We start from the raw sequence: 17,842 nt of genomic DNA on the forward strand, positions 1-17,842 counted from the left end.
GATTGTAGCGTTGGATGATTATCCAACGCTTCTTTCTAATTCCTCAAGAAGGGCTAAGTATTTATCCTGAATCTTTTTTTCTCTCCCGGAAATTTCAATGGTGCTACACTTTTCTTCCACCTCAGCCAAGGCTTCTCTGCTCAATCTTTTTTGGGCAAAGGTATAGATGGCCGTATCTTCCTTATCGATATGGCGATGCAATAGATCCGTGTAAGCGATGGCATTGGCGATCACATCCACCCGGGCATCTTGATCTCCCTCTTTTACCTTATCCAGGGCCTGCTCTAAATTACTGATGAAGAGTCTGCCTAAATCATGCTCTGCAAACATGCCCATAATAGGGCCTTTTGCTACGGCTTCCCCCAATTCATCGGACATCTTTTTGAATAGGATATCCTCTTCCTTGCTATGATGATGACGATCAGCATAATTTCTCACAAAATCAATAATCTTCCGAAAGGCTTCATCGTCTACGGGGGCACCGTTTAAAATTTGAATACAGAATATCCTTGTAATTTTTAATATTCTTTTAATATTCCTATGTTCTTCCATCATTTGCTCAATCGCCTTCATTTGAAATTCCTCCCCTAAGATATCTTTTATTATTATATTATGTGCTTTTGCAATGCAAATAAACAGCCTGTGATAAATATCAATTTTCTTTACCATATATGAAAGCTTTTTACAGGGATAAAAAGAAATAAAATATAGCATGATAATAATGTACTCCAAAAAAATTAGGAGGGATTATTCAATGGATGTTCGTGAAGGATTGATACCGACTGTCCTTGGTGCGGCTGTCACAGCAACAGGCGCCATCATGAAAAGAAGAGATATTGCACCCATGATTGCTGCCGGGATCGTAGGATTCGGTTTAGCCCATGTAGTGCTGGGAACAATCGACATGGTGCAGCATATGGATGACAGAAGGACACTTATGTAGGTGGGGGAAAGAATTCCCTCACCTTTCATTTGATTGCTGGCAATCCTTTGGGGTATAATAAATCTATCCATGAAAGGAGGAAGGAAAGGGATGAGAAAAAAGATATACATATGGATGATTTTAGGTTTGTTGTTCATATTGCTGTCCGGATGTGCAAAACAGCCGAAGGAGCCCCAAGATACAGAGGGACCTCCCCAAGAAGAAAAACCTCCTTCCCAAGAATTACTGGCCATTTTGCCCCAAGATACGGAAGGGGAATATTTCTATAATGGCTTTGCAGAATATGGACATTCCATCAAAATAGACCGTGTAGAGGAAAAACCGGAACAGACGATTTATCATGTCACGGGGGAAGTAGACGATCCTTCCGGCGGGGAAGCCAAAGGAAATTTTAACATTCGCATGGAATACATTGTGGATGCCGAAAAAATAACGGAAAAAATTCTTGAAGGAGAAAAGCTGCCTCACAAATTGAAAGAACTGGAGGTTCTAAGATTGCCCTTGGAAAAGGGAAATACATGGGAACAGAAGGTAATGATAGACGGAAAAGCGGAAAAAGTGAGGGCTGTCATTGAATCGATAGACGTTGATCCTCAAGATCGCATGGAGACCTATACAGTTTTCTATACGGTACCCATGGAGAACATGCCCAATGGCATCTATGAAGAGCGAAGGATATACAAAAAGGGTGTCGGGCTGTACATTTTTGAAAATACCATCGGCAAGGAATATGATTTTTATTTTAATTATATGCTAAGCTTTGTGGATAAGAAATAGGTTTTTCTATGGAGTCATATTTGAATCCAATGGGTGGATCAGGCAGATAGGCAAAGGAGAATGCTTATCTGTTTTTTTTATGAAATTTTTTGAAGCATGAAGCTTTCCCAAGGAGTGGATGAATACAGTATCAAAATGAATTTAACGGGAAAATAAAAAAATTATAATTAAAATAATTGAAAATTTTCGAAAAAGTAGTAAAATGATGTTAGGAAAACATTTTCAAGGAGGTGAAATATGGATAGTTTTGATTTGATGATTTTAAAAGAATTGCAGGAAAATGGGAAAATCAGTATGGCTGAATTAGGCAGAAAAATCGGTTTGTCTACTTCGGCCACCAATGAACGGGTAAAAAAGCTGGAGCAGGAAAGAATTATCAAGGGGTACACGGCCATTCTAGATGGGGAAAAAATAGGAATGGATATTACTGCCTTTATTTCGGTACCTGTGGGAAATATCTCTATCCAGGAGATGGCGGAGATGATTGCGGCCATGCCCCAAGTGCAAGAATGCCACAAGGTTACTGGCAATACCTGTTTTTTGGTGAAGGTCAAAGCCAGAAATACAAAGGAACTGGAGCATCTTATTGATCAAATCAACCACGCGGCACCCAATACCCATACATATCTTGTATTGTCTACCATCAAGGAAACGACCCGAATTCAAGTAGAAAAATAAAAAAAGGGGGATTTCAATGTTTGGGAATATCCATGAGTTAAAAACATTTTGTGAGGACAGAAAGATTCAATTGATTGATTTTAAAGTAGTGGATTTGGCAGGCAGGTGGCATCATCTGACGATTCCTGTGGAGCGGTTCAGTGAAAAGACCCTGGAGAACGGCATTGGTTTTGACGGTTCAAGCTATGGCTTTCTAACGGTGGAAAAATCGGACATGGTATTTATTCCTGACATCACCAGCGCTTTTGTAGATCCTTTTGCAGAGATACCTGCTTTGACGATGATTGGAGACATCTATACCTTGGGGGAACAAAGGGAACGGTTTGCGGGAGATCCGAGATATGTAGCAGAAAAGGCAGAAAAATATTTGTTGGAGCTGGGCATTGCTGATCGAAATCTGTTGGGACCGGAGTTTGAATTTTATATTCTGGATCATATCTCCTTTAAAAATACGCCCAATCATATGGAGGTATTCTTAGATTCCCATCAAGCAGAGTGGAATGGGGAGAAAAAGGATGAAAAAAATTTGGGCTACAAGGTAATGCACCATAAGGGGTATCATGCGGACATACCCTATGATGCAAGCTTTCATCTTAGAAATAAAATGGTCAGGGCCTTGGAGGACAACGGGATCCCTGTGAAATACCACCATTCTGAAAATGGAGGGCCGGGGCAGGTAGAGATTGAGGTAAGTTTTGGACCTTTAAAGGAAATGGCAGATCGTACCATGAAGTTGAAATATATTGTAAAGAATATGGCGTTGGCCCACGGGAAAACCGTTACATTTATGCCAAAACCTTTCTTTGGTGAAGCAGGAAGTGGCATGCATGTCCATATACAATTGTTCAAGGATGGAAAGCCTATTTTCTTTGATGACAAGGGATATTCGGGCCTAAGTGATACGGCTTTGTATGCCATCGGCGGTGTATTGAAGCATTCTCCTGCACTGATGGCCTTTACAAATCCAAGCACCAATTCCTACAAACGTCTTGTACCAGGCTATGAGGCACCCGTAAGCATCTGTTTTGCAACGGCAAACCGAAGCTCAGTAATCAGAATTCCGGGCTATGCTACCAGTCCGGAGGCCAAGCGGTTTGAATTTAGACCTTCCGATGCCACATCCAATCCCTATTTGGCCTATGCAGCACTGATGATGGCAGTGATTGACGGTATTCAGAAGAGGATTGATCCTAGGGAGGAAGGTTTCGGACCATACGACGTCAATATGTATGCCCTTTCGGAGGAAGAAAAGAAAAAGATAAGGGAACTGCCCCATTCTTTGGAGGAAGCTGCCAATGCCTTAGAGGAGGATCATGAATTCCTGTTGGCAGGGGGTGTTTTCTCCGAGGGACTCATTGGGGATCAATTGCGAAAAATCAGGAAAGAAGCAGAGCAAGTGAGAATTGTGCCACACCCGCTGGAGTATAAAATGTACTATGATCTATAAAAAAGCCATGGGAAAATATAATTCCCATGGCTCAGTCTGTAGAAAAAGTAACAGGCTAAGTAGGAACCCTTGAGATTTAGGCTTCGTCGCGAATCAGCAAGCCGCTTTTTTCCTTGTTTTTTTATTTAGAAAAGCGGCGCAGGTCTGAGCAGGGAGCCAAATCTCAAGGGTTTGTCTACAAGCTAAACCATGGGAAAATATAATTCCCATGGCTTTTTTCCGATTAATGCAGACCTAATTCTTTGCGTTTCTTTTCAATGTGGTCTACATAGATTTGTACGGTTTTTTCGGCATCCATTTCCACTACAACTTTGCCAAGACCCAAAGTTTCGGTTGTCTCTGTAAGGGTTTTAACGACTACATCGCTGCCTGTAATGGATGGTACAGGGGCAACGTGTACGAGCCAACCTAAGGCCACGGCAGTACAAGCGTCGGCTACGGCTTTTTGTTCCAGGTACTCTGGCGCACCAATGACCAAAGGCAGCTTGTTGGTGTCTACATGGAGAGCGTCGGCCAACTCTTTTGCCGTATGGGTCATCTTGCCGATGTCTACGCAGGCCCCATAGGTGAGGACTGGCGGGATACCCAATTGTTTGCATACAGCCTTCAAGCCTTCGCCGCATTCATCGGCAGCCTTTGGATGGGTAAGTCCTGTATACTCCATGACGCTGGAGGTGCATCCACCGGACAATACCAGAATGTTGTTTTCGATTAATCCCTTGGTAATCTTGAAGATGTTGCTGCCCCCTTGACCGTATCGGGCAGTGGTGCATCCTACGATCGTTGCAATCCCTCGGATATTGCCCTTGGCAATTTGCTCAATTAAAGGCTGGAAGCTGCCTCCAAGGGCTTTCTTCACAGATTCGGTGCTGAATCCGACCATACAGTCTGATACATGGGGGGGAATATATGTCGGTCTATTTTCGGATTTACGTTGTTTGAAGGCTTCGATAGCCATATCCAATGCCTTGGCAGCCTGTTCCTTCATCTTTTCAGGTAAAAAGTCAAGGGTATCGGTGCCTTGGAGTTTAATAACGGGGTGAGTGCTTAAAAGTTTGGTGCCGAAGCGCTTGGCAAAAATGGGCATGGTGGGTACAGTGCAGTTATAGTCAAACATGAACAGATCCACCACACCGGTAGCCAGCAAATATTCTTGGGATAACCACTCGCCCTCCTGTCCGCCATAACCTTTTTGAAGATGGGTTCCTTCATAGTTTATAAGTTGCTGACCTTCGCAGACATGCCCCAGGATCTGGATGCCGTCGGCCCCTGCTGCTTTTGCTTTTTGCTGCCATTCATCTGTAGAAGCCATATCGATAGCTACATGGGCCAGCAATGGCATGTGGCCATTGGTCACAATATTGATCATGTTTTCCTTGAGCAGTCCCATATTTTGCTGTTTCATAGTGATTTCTTGGGTACCCATGAGGATTTCCTGGATGATGTTCAATAGGAATAATCCTTGGTACTCGTTGGCAATGCCGAGGCGTACACTGTTTAACAAGAATTCAACAGGATCCGAAGTAAAGTTGGTCATACAGCGAGTTTGAGCATAGGCAACTTCGCTGTAGCCACCTCCGGGAAACAACCCAAGTTTTCTCCATAACTCCTTGCGCTGTGTAGGAGCAAAGGCTTCAACAGCCTTGGATTCCACATGGAAAGGGGCATGGATATCGTTCATGACCCAGTCGGCAAAGGCTACAGCCAGCTTTTCAACGGGTTGATTTGCATCAAGACCTGCCATGTCTGCATATTTTTTCAGCTTCTCGGGATCTCGGATTTTTAGGCCGCTTTCAGGATGTTGTCCTGCTGCCTTTAGTGTTCGTGCTGCCTGGTGGCAGTGGAAGATGTTAGCAGAAGTTCCAATGGTCACATGTCGGTACATGAAGTTCCTTGCCACCATGGTATGGGCATCGACGCCGCAAACTCCCCTAGGAGCTTTTTTACTGATACGGCAGGGTCCATTGGCGCACAATTGACAGGATAAGCCCTCAATGCAGAATTTGCATTGGGTAGGCTGCTGCTGGCTGAAGCGGTCAAATACATTGGTCATTCCGGCATGATGTACTACCTGGTACATTTCTCTCATGGCAGGGTCAATAATAACGTTTAGGGGGTAGCCTTCCTTGGTTTGGTCATCTTTTTTGATATGTTCTCGCTGCCATTGATGTACTTTTTCCATGGACGGAGATTTTTCAATGTTATCATAGTTTACAGATATTTTTTGGTGAATATCTTGATGGAGATTGGGGTCATTGTAATCCTCATTGGTTAAATCCGCTGCAAAGGTCTTATTGTCTCCACGCATCCTTTCGGCACTCTGTTCATAGGATTTTTGAATATCTTTGTCTGACATGAATAAACCTCCTTATAGGTATTTCTTTATTATTTTTGGAAAAGGACAAAGAATATATGCATATGTATCAAGTAAATTTTAAGAAATCAAAAAATAAAGGTTCCCGGAAAGAAAATTCCGGGAACTGGAAGATAGACCTCAACCTTTAGCAATCATGATCAATTGGCGCGATTGCCACAGGAGGAATAGCTACCTGGCGGTTTTGCAAGATCTTCAGTGTAAGGAAGATTACCATTTTTTCTTCAATGCTTCTAAAGAATTTTTCTTCGAAAGGCGCTTTGATGAATTTTGGATGGATAGGATTTAAGAATTCATCAAATTCAACAATCCTGCTACTGATTAATTCGCAGAAAGGAAGTTCATTGAAATATTCGGTGCTGATTTGATTAAATTCGGACAAGTCACCAGATAGCAGTTCGTCTTTTTCAGCGAACCCCGGTCCGGATAGATCCTGTCTCTTGAAATATTCAAATTCTGTCTTTGTTCTCGGTACAGGAGGTATTGGGGCTATACCGTTGAAGTTGACAGGTGTTGTACAGCTGAAAGGGACATCGACCGTACAATGTTTAATATCTCCGCAGAAGCCTTGGCTGTTGGAGCATTCCCGTGTGGTATAATCAATGTTTTTGCGGACAAAGCCCTTGATAAAGAGCATGTTGGTATCCTGCAGAAGCAAGCATTGTGTAATTTTCACATGCTTTTTGATGTTTTTGATTTCCCATGCAGGTTCAGGCAAATCGATGATGGAGTCCACGTTGATTTGAACGGTGAGTTCCGCAAGGACAACGGGTATTTTGACAATGGCACCGCTTCTTAGGGAAGTGATGGGAACAGGCTGATTGACACAGTCGGAGGTTGTTCCTCCGGTGACTTTTACGCAAGTGGCAGAGGCCTTATGGGCTGCAAGGGGACTCATTTGAAGATTTTGTGCGTCGTTATATTTTTTCCATGACATAATTTCTTTCCTCCCTAAACTCTTTGATTTTTTTGATGAAGGAGAGAAGATCTCGTCCCTTTCACCTAGTACATGCTATTCATCTTGTCCATTTTTGGTTCCATGGGGAATCAAAAAATTTTTATTTTTTCATAGCAAAGACGCTTGAATGGAGGCATCCAAGCGTCTGGAAAGTCGGGTGTCTAACATTGTTCACCATCTACAGGACCTATGGCTACAGCAGGGATAGCAACCTGACGATTTTGCAGTATTTTCAGCGTAAGGAAAATGACCATTTTTTCTTCAATACTCCTGAATTGTTTTTCTTCAAAGGGTGCAGAAATGCTTGATAAACGAATAGGGTTCAAATATTCGTCAAATTCAATAATTTTGCTACTGACCAATTCGCAGTAAGGAAGTTCATTGAAGTATTCGGTGCTGATTTGGTTAAATTCAGACAAGTCGCCGGACAGCAGTTCGTCTTTTTCAGCGAATCCGGGGCCGGAGATATTCTGTTTTCGAAAGTATTCAAATTCTGTGGCTGTTCTTGAAACAGAGGGCAAAGGGTCGATACCGTTGAAGGTGACGGGTGTCGTACAGTTAAAAGGAATATCTACTGTGCAATGGCGCAGATCTCCGCAGATTCCTTTGATATTGGAGCAGCTGCGGGTGGTATAATCAATGTTTTTGCGGACAAAACCCTTGATGAAGAGCATGTTGGTATCCTGCAGAAGCAAACATTGGACAACCTTCACATGTTTTTTCATATCCTTAATTTCTATGGCAGGCTCAGGCAAGTCAATGATTGCATCTAAATTGAGCTGTAGGGTAAGTTCAGCCAGAACAACGGGAATTTTTGCAATAGCGCCGGTCCTTAAAGAGGTAATGGTAACGGGTTTATTGACACAATCGGCCGTTGTTCCCCCTGTAACACGGACACAAGCAGTTTTTATTTGAGATTCCTGCTGCTTCTGACCCTGGTGATACTTGGAAAATTGAGATGGATCGTATTTCGCCCAAGGCATAATTCATCGTCCCCCTTCGCATGATTTATATTTGAGTGTTCTACAGGTATGTATTTTGCGGCTGCACAGGTTTATCCTAGTACATGTTATTCCGGCGTTCCTAGAAAGGTGACAAAGAAAAAATTTTGGTTTTAGAAATCAATAAAGTGGATATGTATGTATCAAAGAGAATGATTGACCAGGGAAGGGAGAGATAGACATGAAATTTTCTAAGCTGGCAGAGGAAATGAGAACAGTGAGAGATTATAAGAAAGAACCTGTAGAACATCGTGTCATTGAAGAAGTCTTAGAGGCCGGGAAGACGGCCATAGGGGTTGCTGGGGGAAGAAATGTATCGATTTTATGGATAGACAATGGGCAGGAAGTTTTTCATCAATTATCGGGCAAAGCCGGATATTATGGAAAAATGATAGAGGCACCCCACTATTTGGTGATTGCTTCTAAGGAGTTTCCGGCATTTATGGAAAACAGCGGTTATATTATGGAGCTTATGCGCTTAAAGGCCAGAGAGTTAGGGTTGGGAACATGCTGGCTTAGTATTGAAAATGAAGAGGCCTTAAGAGAAGTATTAGGTGTGGAAGGAGAAGAAAAAATCACTGCCTTTGTGGCCATTGGCCATGAATATAAGGGAATATTCAAAAAAGATATTTCAAAACAAAGCAGCAGATTAGGGATTGAGGAAATCGTATACTTGGGACGATGGGGGCAGCCGTGCACGTTGGAGGCATTGGAGGAAAGGGGCTTGGCTCGCGTATTGTATCACGTGCGATTGGCCCCTTCTTGGGGGAACAAACAACCTTGGCGGTTCATCATGGATAGAGACAAAATATTGTTGACGGTTCAGAGGGAAGAAAGGGATGCCATGAGGCTGGATGCGGGAATTGTGATGCTGTATTTTGAAAAATCAGCCTGGGAAGAAGGGATTCCGGGTCGTTGGCAACTGGATGTTGGCGAAGGGATTGAGGGGAAATATGGAATTCCCGGAGAACAAAAACTGGTGGGATATTATAGTCTATAATTTTCTTTCCAATAAAAATACTGCCGGAACAGGCAGTATTTTTATTGGGCAGATCAGATGCCGAAGAAGCCGCCGCCGAAGAGGATGATCAGCAGCAGGAAGAAGAATAGCAGAGACGTATCATCACCGTATGTGCCGCCAAAGAAGTTTCCGCCAAAAAGGATGACAAGCAATAGGAAAAAGAATAATAGTGATGAATCGTCCCCCAATCCACCAAAAAATCCTTTTTTTGCTTCACTCATACATGTACCCTCCATTTTCTTTATTGATATTGGCTGAATCAATAGCTTATTATCATATTACGAAAAACAAAAAAAAGTGTGACAAATTTTATGGAAATATTTTATGGTGCAAAAAGAAAAAAATAAACAAGGAGAATACAAATTCTAGGGATATGAAAAAAGGCTTCCCATTTTCTGGAGAAGCCTGCTGGACGTCATCTGTCGCAGCAATCCTTATGCATGCATCTCATGGCTTTATACCTGTGAGCTTCTGCCTTGTGCATATAGGCCTGGTACATATGCATATGGGCATGATAGCATAGGTCTTTTGTATCTGTGGGCATTCCCTCGGCCATCGCCATGGGCATGGGATAATCCATGGCGGGCATCATATAATCGTGTTCCATGGGATGCATCATATGAGGGCAATCCATAGGCTGTGCCATTGGATACATCATGGGATAATCCATGGCGGGCATCATACCCATAGGCATTGAACCTGCCATAGGACAGGGCATCATATGATCCATAGCAGGCATCATACCCATCATCGGACATGGCATGGGCTGCGTCATAGGATAATCCATGGCGGGCATCATACCCATAGGCATTCCCGGGTGCATGGGATATTCTGCCTCCATTTTGACATCTTTCATAGGATCTTTATATTCTTTACTCTTATCCACTTTCGTTCCCCCTTCAATATATTTTATTAAGAAATTTTTCCCTCAGTATAAGGTATGCATGAATTTTTCAAACTGGCACTGAAAAATATCAAAGAGGGAATAAAAATTATGGATTTTCAGAAAAATTACAGAAGAACATTTCTGTGGTACCGAAGAAAAAAGAAAGTTGCGTAAACTATATTGAAAATGAAAAAAGGAGGAAGGCAAAGTGAAAAAAATCATAAGTTTGATCTTGACAATGGGCCTTTTATTTACCATGGGTATTCCAAGCTATGCTGCCGAGTACAAAGGATTTACGCCTCCGGGATTGGCAAAAAAAGGGGGGCTTCCACCGGGGATTGCGAAAAAGTTTATGGATCTTGATGGATTTGACTGGGCAAGGGAGGCCATTGAAAAATTGGCCCACAAGGGTATTATCAGCGGTGTAGCAGAAGGACAATTTGCTCCCTCCAGACATGTTACAAAAATAGAAGCCCTTGCAATGATTATCCGTGCCATGGGCTGGGATGATGCGGCAGATTTGTCTTTGGACCTTATCAAAAAAGGAAAAAAAGAGGATAAAATCAAAGATAAATTACAGGACTGGACAAAAGGATATATGGAAGTAGCCCGGGAGAAAGGCTTGATCGATGAAATAGATCTGGCACAGCAAAACTTCGCTACACCTGCCACAAGACAGGAAGTAGCAAAATATATCATACGAGCCCTAGGATTGGAAGAGGAAGCCCAACAGCGCATGAATGAAAAGTTAAGGTTTAAAGATACCTCCGCTGTACAAATTGGTGCTGTAGGATATGTATACCTTATTGATGCAAAAGACATAATGAAGGGATACCCCGACGGGACTTTTCGACCGAACCAACCGGTAAGAAGGGCAGAAATGGCCAGCCTGGTGGCTATCCTGGATGAGCAGTTGGATGATGGGGAAGATGAAGCGCAAGGGGTACAGACCATCAAAGGAAAATTGATATGGGTTCATGATGAAAAGATATTTATAGAGAGAAACAAAGATATAGAGGGTTATAAGCTAGGGAATGACATAAAAGTATATATTCATGGGAAGATGAAAACTATAAAAGATTTGAAAATAGGAGAAATTATTGAAATAAAAATCGAAGACAAAATTGTCCAGGAAATCTGGTGGAAAACTGACGTGGTTGTGATTGAGGAAAGCTTCCAAGGGATCATTACGGATATAAATATAGACGACCAAAAAATTGTTGTGAAAAATGAAAATAAAGAGAAATTGTTTACCATTGAAAAAGGTACGGAAATAAAGATGGACGGAAAAACAAAGAGTTTTCATGATTTGGCTGTGGGTATGAAAATAGAATTAAAATTGGAAAATGGAAAGGTGACAAAGGTAACTGCTGCAACAACAGCAGAAACCTTCAAAGGTATAATCATTGAAAAAATCACAGGAAAGGAAAACAAACTGACCCTTCAGGCAGGCAACCAGATGAAAACCTTTGCTGTGGCAAAGAATGCAGAAATCAAAGAAAAAGATGGAGATATCCTTTCTTTTGATGAGCTAAAGGTTGGAAAAGAAGTTCAAGTGAAAGTAGAAAATTACATGATTGTAAAAATTTATACGCAAGACTAGGAAAGGGCTGTGATTCAAAGGGTCACAGCCTCTTTCCATATGCATGTTTATACATTTTTACAGATGAAAAAAAAGTTATGGTAGGGTATAATAAAATTACAAAAGCTTTAGAAAGGGGGGGTTTTTATCTTTAAGGGTATTTTTAAAAAAACTGCCTTTATCGATGAAGGAGGAAAGATCTCAAATCAAACACGATATTTGGTGTTGGCCCTGTATGGTGTGCTGTTTATCCTCTTTGGTTTTCTCATGGATTCTCCGCAAAGAATTTTTCAAGGATTGCGCCAGATCATTGTTGAACCGGATTTCCTAATTACTGATTACATTGGTGTAGGCGGTTTAGGGGCTACCTTTGTCAATGCCGGTTTATTGACCCTGATGGCAGTTTTGCTATTGTATAAACTGGACATCAAGGTTACCGGTGCCACCATATCGACGGTGTGGATTATGGCTGGCTTTGGCCTCTTTGGGAAAAATATTTTCAATATATGGTTTATTATGGTGGGAGTTTGGTTGTATGCTAAATTTCAAAAAGACAAATTTATCAAATACGTATATATAGGACTTTTTGGAACAAGTTTAGCTCCCATGGTTACGCAAATCATGTTTATTACAAACCTGTCAAAATGGCTGAGTATTCCTTTAGGTGTAGTCACAGGGATATTGATTGGTTTCATCCTGCCTCCTCTGTCTGCTTATCTGATGAGAGTGCACCAGGGATTCAATCTATATAACATCGGTTTTACTGCAGGAATTATCGGAACAATCTTTGTGTCCGTATTGAAGTCCTATGGATTGGTTTTGGATACACGAATGATTTGGACAACGGGAAACAATTGGATTTTAGGCAGCTTTCTATGTGTGCTGTTCTTTCTGATGATAGGCATCGGACTCTATTTCAATAAAGCGTCTTTCAAGAACTACCAAAAATTTTTCAAATATTCGGGAAGACTGATTACGGATTTTGTAATTTTAGAAGGATTTGCACCGAGTCTGTTGAATATGGGAATTAACGGTTTGATGTCGACTTTCTATGTTCTGCTGATCAGGGGGGATTTAAACGGACCCACCATAGGAGGCATTTTTACCATTGTGGGTTTCAGCGCTTTTGGCAAACATTTGGGGAATATGTTGCCCATTTTCATCGGAGTATTCTTAGGAGGGCTGACGAAAATATGGAACGTTAATGATCCTGCGATTGTATTGGCGGCATTGTTCGGAACTACGTTGGCACCCATTGCTGGGGAATTTGGATGGAAATTTGGAGTGCTTGCAGGATTTTTACATTCCTCTGTAGTATTAAATGTAGGGTTTCTGCACGGAGGAGTGAATTTATACAATAATGGCTTTTCTGGTGGCATCGTAGCTGCTACACTCATACCTATTATCGAAGCCTTCAAAAAGGAGGTATAAGGGTGAAACACCATAAGCTGAAAATTTCCAAAATTGTGGACGAATTGATGAATTATTGCTTTTATATGGGTTCTACCCATATTCATGTGGATGTTCAAGAAACAGAGAAATATTTTAAAATCTACTGCAAATGTAATTACAAGGAAAATTCACTGAAGAAGGTAGAAAAATTGGTGAAGTTGTTAAATTGTACAAAACATGAGGAGATAGAAGAGTACTATTGGACCTTGACGGGGGATTGCGATGTGGCCAATGAGTTGTCCTTGGTGGGCATGATGACCGATGAAGCCATCGTAAAATATAGTGAGGGACAGGATTTGGAGATTACCCTTTACCGGTATAAATAGGATTATTCTCCATGGCATGATAGGTGAAATATACCTGTCATGTGATTTTTTGTAGCGGGAAAAATAAATATTGACAATGGGGATAAAAAGAAATATGATAAACTCATGATATACCACAGGGGGGTACCCTATATAGGAGAAAAATGAAAGCAGATGATTTGAAGATATATGGCATGGCTTGTGCTGCCTGTGCAAAGGCTGTAGAGAATGCTGCCGAAAGGTTTCTAACAAATGGGAGGTATGCCATGGAAAAGTTCATAGAGAATCAATGGGAGGATTGCTGTGAGGGAACCGATGGGGAAAGAAAAAGTCATAGGCCGGAACATGTAACCCAAGCCCTTGTGAAAAGATTGAATAAAATCGAAGGACAAATCAGGGGAATACGGGGAATGATTGAGAGGGGTACCTATTGCGATGATGTGCTGATCCAGATTGCCGCTGTGCAATCAGCCATGGACAGTGTCAGCAAACTTTTGCTAGAAAGCCATATGAGAACCTGTATTGTGGATCGAATTCAAAAAGGTGACCCAACGGTAGTGGAAGAGTTTTTGAAAACCATCCATAAGATGATGCGATAGTAGGAAAACTTACAGACCCTGTGGCAAAAGACACACAAAGCTATTTTATTCTCGATGATATAGATTTACAATCTCCAAATTGAATTTACTTTAACAAAGTTATATTTTTTAAAATAGCAATCGCCGCCGGTTATCAGTTTCCGGCTGCCAGTACTGGCGACTGATGACTGGTAACTGGCAACAAAACATTTGCCGCATAAAAAGATTATCTTCATAAAGCCATCAATGAAACTTTATAGCGGTGCATGTCTATAGAATATAATATGGAGACAAGAGTAAAAACCATGGATTATAGAACTTACTATTGTTGGCATGATTTTTGCTCTTTTTTCGTATGATCGTGTATTCAAAAAAGCATATGGGGTGGGGAAGGAAGTATGAAGAGGAAAATCATATTATTGCTCGATGGGATGACCTGTGGAAATTGTGAGAGGCGAATTGAGTCGGCGCTCAAGGGGATAAAGGGAGTGGAGGAAGTCAAAGCTTCCTTTAGTCAGTCAAAGGTGGAAATTGTTTATGATGGCAATATCCTAGACAAGGAAGTCTTTATATCTGCCATTGAAAGATTAGGCTATGGTGTTTTGGAGAAGCAGAAAAGCCCATTCAAAAGTGTGATACCGTTGTTGATTCTTTTGTTTGCAGGCTTTTACATCATACAAAATACTATTGGTTTTCAATTTATACCTGAGGTTTCAGAAGGGATGGGCTATGGGTTGATTTTTCTCGTAGGGGTCCTTACATCGATCCACTGCATTGCCATGTGTGGAGGAATTGCATTTTCACAAAGTATTAGTGTCAACGCAAAAGGGTCCCGATGGATGTCTTCTTTGTTGTACAATACGGGGAGAGTGCTTTCTTATACGGCCATTGGGGGCATTGTGGGAGGCCTTGGCGCTGTGATTACACCATCAGGGCAATTCAAGGGTATTGTAGCTGTAGGCGCCGGCATATTTATGTTTTTATTAGGATTAAAAATGTTGAATATCCTTCGTTTTCCCAACTGGGTGGGCGTGAAGATGCCTGGAATTTCCCATGACAAGATAGGGGCTTCTCTTCCCCTGAGGCCTTTTTTTATAGGGCTTTTCAATGGATTTATGCCGTGTGGCCCACTGCAAACCATGCAGTTGTATGCCTTAGGAACAGGCAGTGTGACCAAAGGGGCCCTTTCAATGTTTTTCTTTAGCATAGGCACAGTACCCATACTTTTCCTATTTGGAGCCATTACTTCGGCTATTGGCGGCAAATTTGGCAAGGGGATGATGAAAGCGAGCGCAGTCCTCGTGATGGTCCTAGGGATCATGATGTTCAATCGGGGATTGGCTTTATCTGGCATGGCATTGGATTTTGGCATTCTGAAAAATACGGCCAACAAGGTACCAGAGATCAGGATGGAAGATGGGAAACAGGTTGTCAATATGACCGTGGGTGCCAACGACTACGTACTGGATAACCCGATTGTGCAGGTAGGGGTGCCCGTAAAAATCAAGCTGGATGTACAGAACGTTAACGGATGCAATAATCCTCTGATTATTCCTGCATATGGTATTGAGATAGATCTCCGTATGGAAGATCCTGTGATAGAATTTACACCTGCACAAGAAGGGCCTATTCGCATCAGTTGTTGGATGGGTATGATTACTGCAAAACTGACAGCTGTGGAAGATCCATCGAAGGTAGATGGGAAGGCTTTCGAAAAAGGCGGTGTAGGTAGATTATTTGAAGGAAGGAGCTTTTTCGGCAGAGAATGCTGCAGCACCGTTCAGGGGGAAAATAAGGCGGTTTTAGCGAATGTAAACGGCAGCATACAAACGATAGAGATGAATGTAGGGAATAATGGATATAGTCCAAACATACTGGTTGTGCAAAAAGGCTTGGCAACCCGTTGGGTTATCAACGGAGAAGAAATCAATGGATGTACTTATATGCTCACCATACCCGATGCAGGATTTGTAAAGGAGCTCAAGGAAGGCAGGAATGAAATTCGTTTTACACCAGAAAAGGAAGGGGAAATTGTATTTACTTGTAGTATGAATATGCTTAGAGGAAAAATTGTGATTGTGGAAGATTTGAGGAAGGTAGATGTAAAAGCCTTAGAAGCAAGCTCCATATCTATACCCGGAGGAGGAGGAAGTTGCCACTAAAGATACTGCAAAAAACCATAGGAATCTATGGTTTTTTAGTATTTTCTGCATTTTCCTTTTTCTGATCTGTTCTTTGGCTTTTACCCACAAGGATATGGCGCCGCTGTCTGTGGTGGGGGGCTGGATCAAGGGAAAATTTGTTTGGATATTCATAGGGTTCATAGGCCATAGGTACGCCGCAGCCTTTGGCAATGAGTTCGCTTAGAGAAAATAAATCACTTTTGTCTACGTCTGCCAGCTTTTCCTTTCCCAAGACACGGAGGGCTTTTGCCAATTCTTCCTTGCATGCCTTTAAATAGTTGGCTAAGGAAGTTGCACCAGCGTCGATGTCAAATTCGTCTTCAAATTGCCCTCCGTGCCAGACCAGTTGGGTGACCGGTTCAAAGGGCAGGGTTTTTAAAGCTTGGGTGTGGGATACGGTGAAAAGAGCGGCATTGCCGATATAACAGGCATCGGCCCCCAAGGCACAGGCCTTCAGCATATCCCCCGGTGCTCGTATTTTTCCGGAAGCCAATAGGGTGATGCTGTCTTTTAAGTTGTTTTTATAAAGCCACTCGGCAGAGCGGGATATGGCAAAGGGAGCAGGAACGCCAAAATCGTCCTGCAAGATAGGCACAGCTCCTTTGGTGCCGGCTTCGCAACTATCCACCGTTATAAAATCCACACCGGAGTTGCATAGAATATCCAGATCGGCCTCCAGGTGTTTTCCGGCACCGATTTTGGCACCAATGGGCTTACCTCCTGTAACATCCTTTAGTTTTTTTACCAGCTTTGCCAGATCTTTGGGATGCTGTACTTCTGGTTGTCTGGAGTGACTGACAAGATCATAGCCGGCAGGGTACTGAAAATATTCCCTCATCTCGTCATCGATGTTTTCTGCTTTGGTTCTGCTGCCGATGCCCCCCAGGGCTCCTTGGCCAAACTGTATTTCGATGGCATCGGCCTGAGTCAGGATTTCTTCCGATTTTGCCCAATCCCCCCGGTTGTATTGCAGGATGTAATATTTTGCTTCTTTCCTTTCTTCTGCCAGCATAGGACCTTCTCCGGAGGTTGTGGCTGTACCTGCCTTGGCAGCGGCTTTGGCAAAGGCAATTTTTACACCCTTGGAAAGGGCAGTGCCATAGGCCATAGGAGCAATGATAATGGGGATTTCGATAGTAAAGGGCTTTTTTGCTTTTTTTCCGATGGTTACCCCCATGTCTACGGGTTGTTCGAATTCCAAGGGCATTTTATAGAGTTGGGCAATATTGAACATCAGATCATCCAAGGATGGGAACCTCCGATAGGAGCCTAGGGGTCGATCGATAGCTGTTCCTTCTGCTGCCCGCAGTTCATTTTCCAAGGTAGTTTGCACACCGGTTTTGAGGATGCCGGCGAAGATTTCAAAGACATTTTCGTCATATTTATCGGTCATTAAAATCTCTGTTTGTAGATTGAGGGCGTTGGCAATCATTTTGCGTATCAAATAGCGAATGGGATGGAAAAAGGGAGAAAACGCTCTTTGTTTTGCGCCTTTAGACAAGGTCGTGACCTCCTTTATTGGTTGAAATGCCATGGCAGACAAGTCTTTATACATATTATTATTTTTGTTGAAAAGATAAGAAATATACAAAAAAGAAGCGGATGAACTGCTTCTTTCAGACTCAAGACAAAATAATAGAATGCTGGGGAACTCTTG

At 42.2% G+C, this 17,842-nt stretch carries 17 protein-coding genes; 10 read left to right on the plus strand and 7 right to left on the minus strand.

The window, feature by feature from the left end; genetic code table 11:
• Nucleotides 1-18: 18 nt before the first annotated feature.
• A complete protein-coding gene (locus tag AN619_RS05315; protein WP_068555909.1) occupies nt 19-573 on the minus strand; it encodes a hemerythrin domain-containing protein in 555 nt (184 codons plus the stop codon).
• Nucleotides 574-754: 181 nt separating this feature from the next.
• Here AN619_RS05315 and AN619_RS05320 point away from each other — a divergent pair, with 181 nt between their 5' ends.
• From AN619_RS05320 to glnA, 4 genes are all read left to right on the plus strand, one after another.
• On the plus strand, nt 755-943 hold the full coding sequence (locus AN619_RS05320; protein WP_068555501.1) for an asparagine synthase: 189 nt from the start codon (nt 755-757) through the stop codon (nt 941-943).
• A 90-nt stretch (nt 944-1,033) separates the two neighbouring features.
• Nucleotides 1,034-1,720 carry a hypothetical protein gene (locus AN619_RS05325; RefSeq protein WP_068555503.1) on the plus strand — a complete coding sequence of 229 codons (687 nt, stop codon included), beginning with the start codon at nt 1,034-1,036 and terminating at the stop codon, nt 1,718-1,720.
• Between the two features lie 237 nt (nt 1,721-1,957).
• Entirely contained in the window at nt 1,958-2,398 is a 441-nt protein-coding gene (locus AN619_RS05330; RefSeq protein ID WP_068555505.1) for an Lrp/AsnC family transcriptional regulator, read from the plus strand.
• A 16-nt stretch (nt 2,399-2,414) separates the two neighbouring features.
• Nucleotides 2,415-3,845 (plus strand): type I glutamate--ammonia ligase, encoded by a 1,431-nt coding sequence (glnA, locus tag AN619_RS05335; protein ID WP_068555507.1) that lies wholly within the window; start codon nt 2,415-2,417, stop codon nt 3,843-3,845.
• 223 nt (nt 3,846-4,068) lie between these two features.
• Here the strand turns inward: glnA and cooS are convergent, their stop codons facing one another.
• The 3 genes from cooS to AN619_RS05350 form a co-directional block, all read right to left on the minus strand.
• Nucleotides 4,069-6,201 (minus strand): anaerobic carbon-monoxide dehydrogenase catalytic subunit, encoded by a 2,133-nt coding sequence (gene cooS / locus AN619_RS05340; RefSeq protein ID WP_068555509.1) that lies wholly within the window; start codon nt 6,199-6,201, stop codon nt 4,069-4,071.
• Nucleotides 6,202-6,346: 145 nt separating this feature from the next.
• On the minus strand, nt 6,347-7,156 hold the full coding sequence (locus AN619_RS05345; RefSeq protein ID WP_242867333.1) for a CsxC family protein: 810 nt from the start codon (nt 7,154-7,156) through the stop codon (nt 6,347-6,349).
• Nucleotides 7,157-7,338: 182 nt separating this feature from the next.
• Nucleotides 7,339-8,160, minus strand: coding sequence for a CsxC family protein (locus tag AN619_RS05350; protein ID WP_068555510.1), 822 nt, complete (start codon nt 8,158-8,160; stop codon nt 7,339-7,341).
• A gap of 199 nt (nt 8,161-8,359) precedes the next feature.
• Between AN619_RS05350 and AN619_RS05355 the strand changes: the two genes are divergently transcribed.
• Entirely contained in the window at nt 8,360-9,178 is an 819-nt protein-coding gene (locus tag AN619_RS05355; RefSeq protein WP_068555511.1) for a nitroreductase family protein, read from the plus strand.
• A 53-nt stretch (nt 9,179-9,231) separates the two neighbouring features.
• Here AN619_RS05355 and AN619_RS05360 read toward each other — a convergent pair whose 3' ends face one another.
• Nucleotides 9,232-9,420, minus strand: coding sequence for a hypothetical protein (locus AN619_RS05360; protein ID WP_068555512.1), 189 nt, complete (start codon nt 9,418-9,420; stop codon nt 9,232-9,234).
• 194 nt (nt 9,421-9,614) lie between these two features.
• Nucleotides 9,615-10,085: a hypothetical protein gene (locus AN619_RS05365; protein WP_068555514.1), complete on the minus strand. Its 471-nt coding sequence runs from the start codon at nt 10,083-10,085 to the stop codon at nt 9,615-9,617.
• Nucleotides 10,086-10,293: 208 nt separating this feature from the next.
• On the opposite strand from AN619_RS05365, the gene AN619_RS05370 reads away from it, so the two are divergent.
• The 5 genes from AN619_RS05370 to AN619_RS05390 all read left to right on the plus strand — a co-directional run bounded on the left by AN619_RS05370 (nt 10,294) and on the right by AN619_RS05390 (nt 16,164).
• Entirely contained in the window at nt 10,294-11,688 is a 1,395-nt protein-coding gene (locus tag AN619_RS05370; RefSeq protein ID WP_068555516.1) for an S-layer homology domain-containing protein, read from the plus strand.
• 204 nt (nt 11,689-11,892) lie between these two features.
• Nucleotides 11,893-13,098, plus strand: coding sequence for a DUF1576 domain-containing protein (locus tag AN619_RS05375; RefSeq protein ID WP_242867334.1), 1,206 nt, complete (start codon nt 11,893-11,895; stop codon nt 13,096-13,098).
• A 2-nt stretch (nt 13,099-13,100) separates the two neighbouring features.
• Nucleotides 13,101-13,445 carry a hypothetical protein gene (locus AN619_RS05380; RefSeq protein ID WP_068555520.1) on the plus strand — a complete coding sequence of 115 codons (345 nt, stop codon included), beginning with the start codon at nt 13,101-13,103 and terminating at the stop codon, nt 13,443-13,445.
• 143 nt (nt 13,446-13,588) lie between these two features.
• Entirely contained in the window at nt 13,589-14,023 is a 435-nt protein-coding gene (locus AN619_RS05385; protein ID WP_242867335.1) for a metal-sensitive transcriptional regulator, read from the plus strand.
• Nucleotides 14,024-14,400: 377 nt separating this feature from the next.
• On the plus strand, nt 14,401-16,164 hold the full coding sequence (locus AN619_RS05390; protein ID WP_068555522.1) for an urease accessory protein UreH domain-containing protein: 1,764 nt from the start codon (nt 14,401-14,403) through the stop codon (nt 16,162-16,164).
• 25 nt (nt 16,165-16,189) lie between these two features.
• Here AN619_RS05390 and AN619_RS05395 read toward each other — a convergent pair whose 3' ends face one another.
• Nucleotides 16,190-17,686 carry an FMN-binding glutamate synthase family protein gene (locus tag AN619_RS05395; protein ID WP_068555525.1) on the minus strand — a complete coding sequence of 499 codons (1,497 nt, stop codon included), beginning with the start codon at nt 17,684-17,686 and terminating at the stop codon, nt 16,190-16,192.
• Between the last annotated feature and the right edge of the window lie 156 nt (nt 17,687-17,842).

Source organism: Thermotalea metallivorans, assembly GCF_001562415.1.
GTDB classification, from domain to species: Bacteria; Bacillota; Clostridia; order Peptostreptococcales; family Thermotaleaceae; genus Thermotalea; species Thermotalea metallivorans.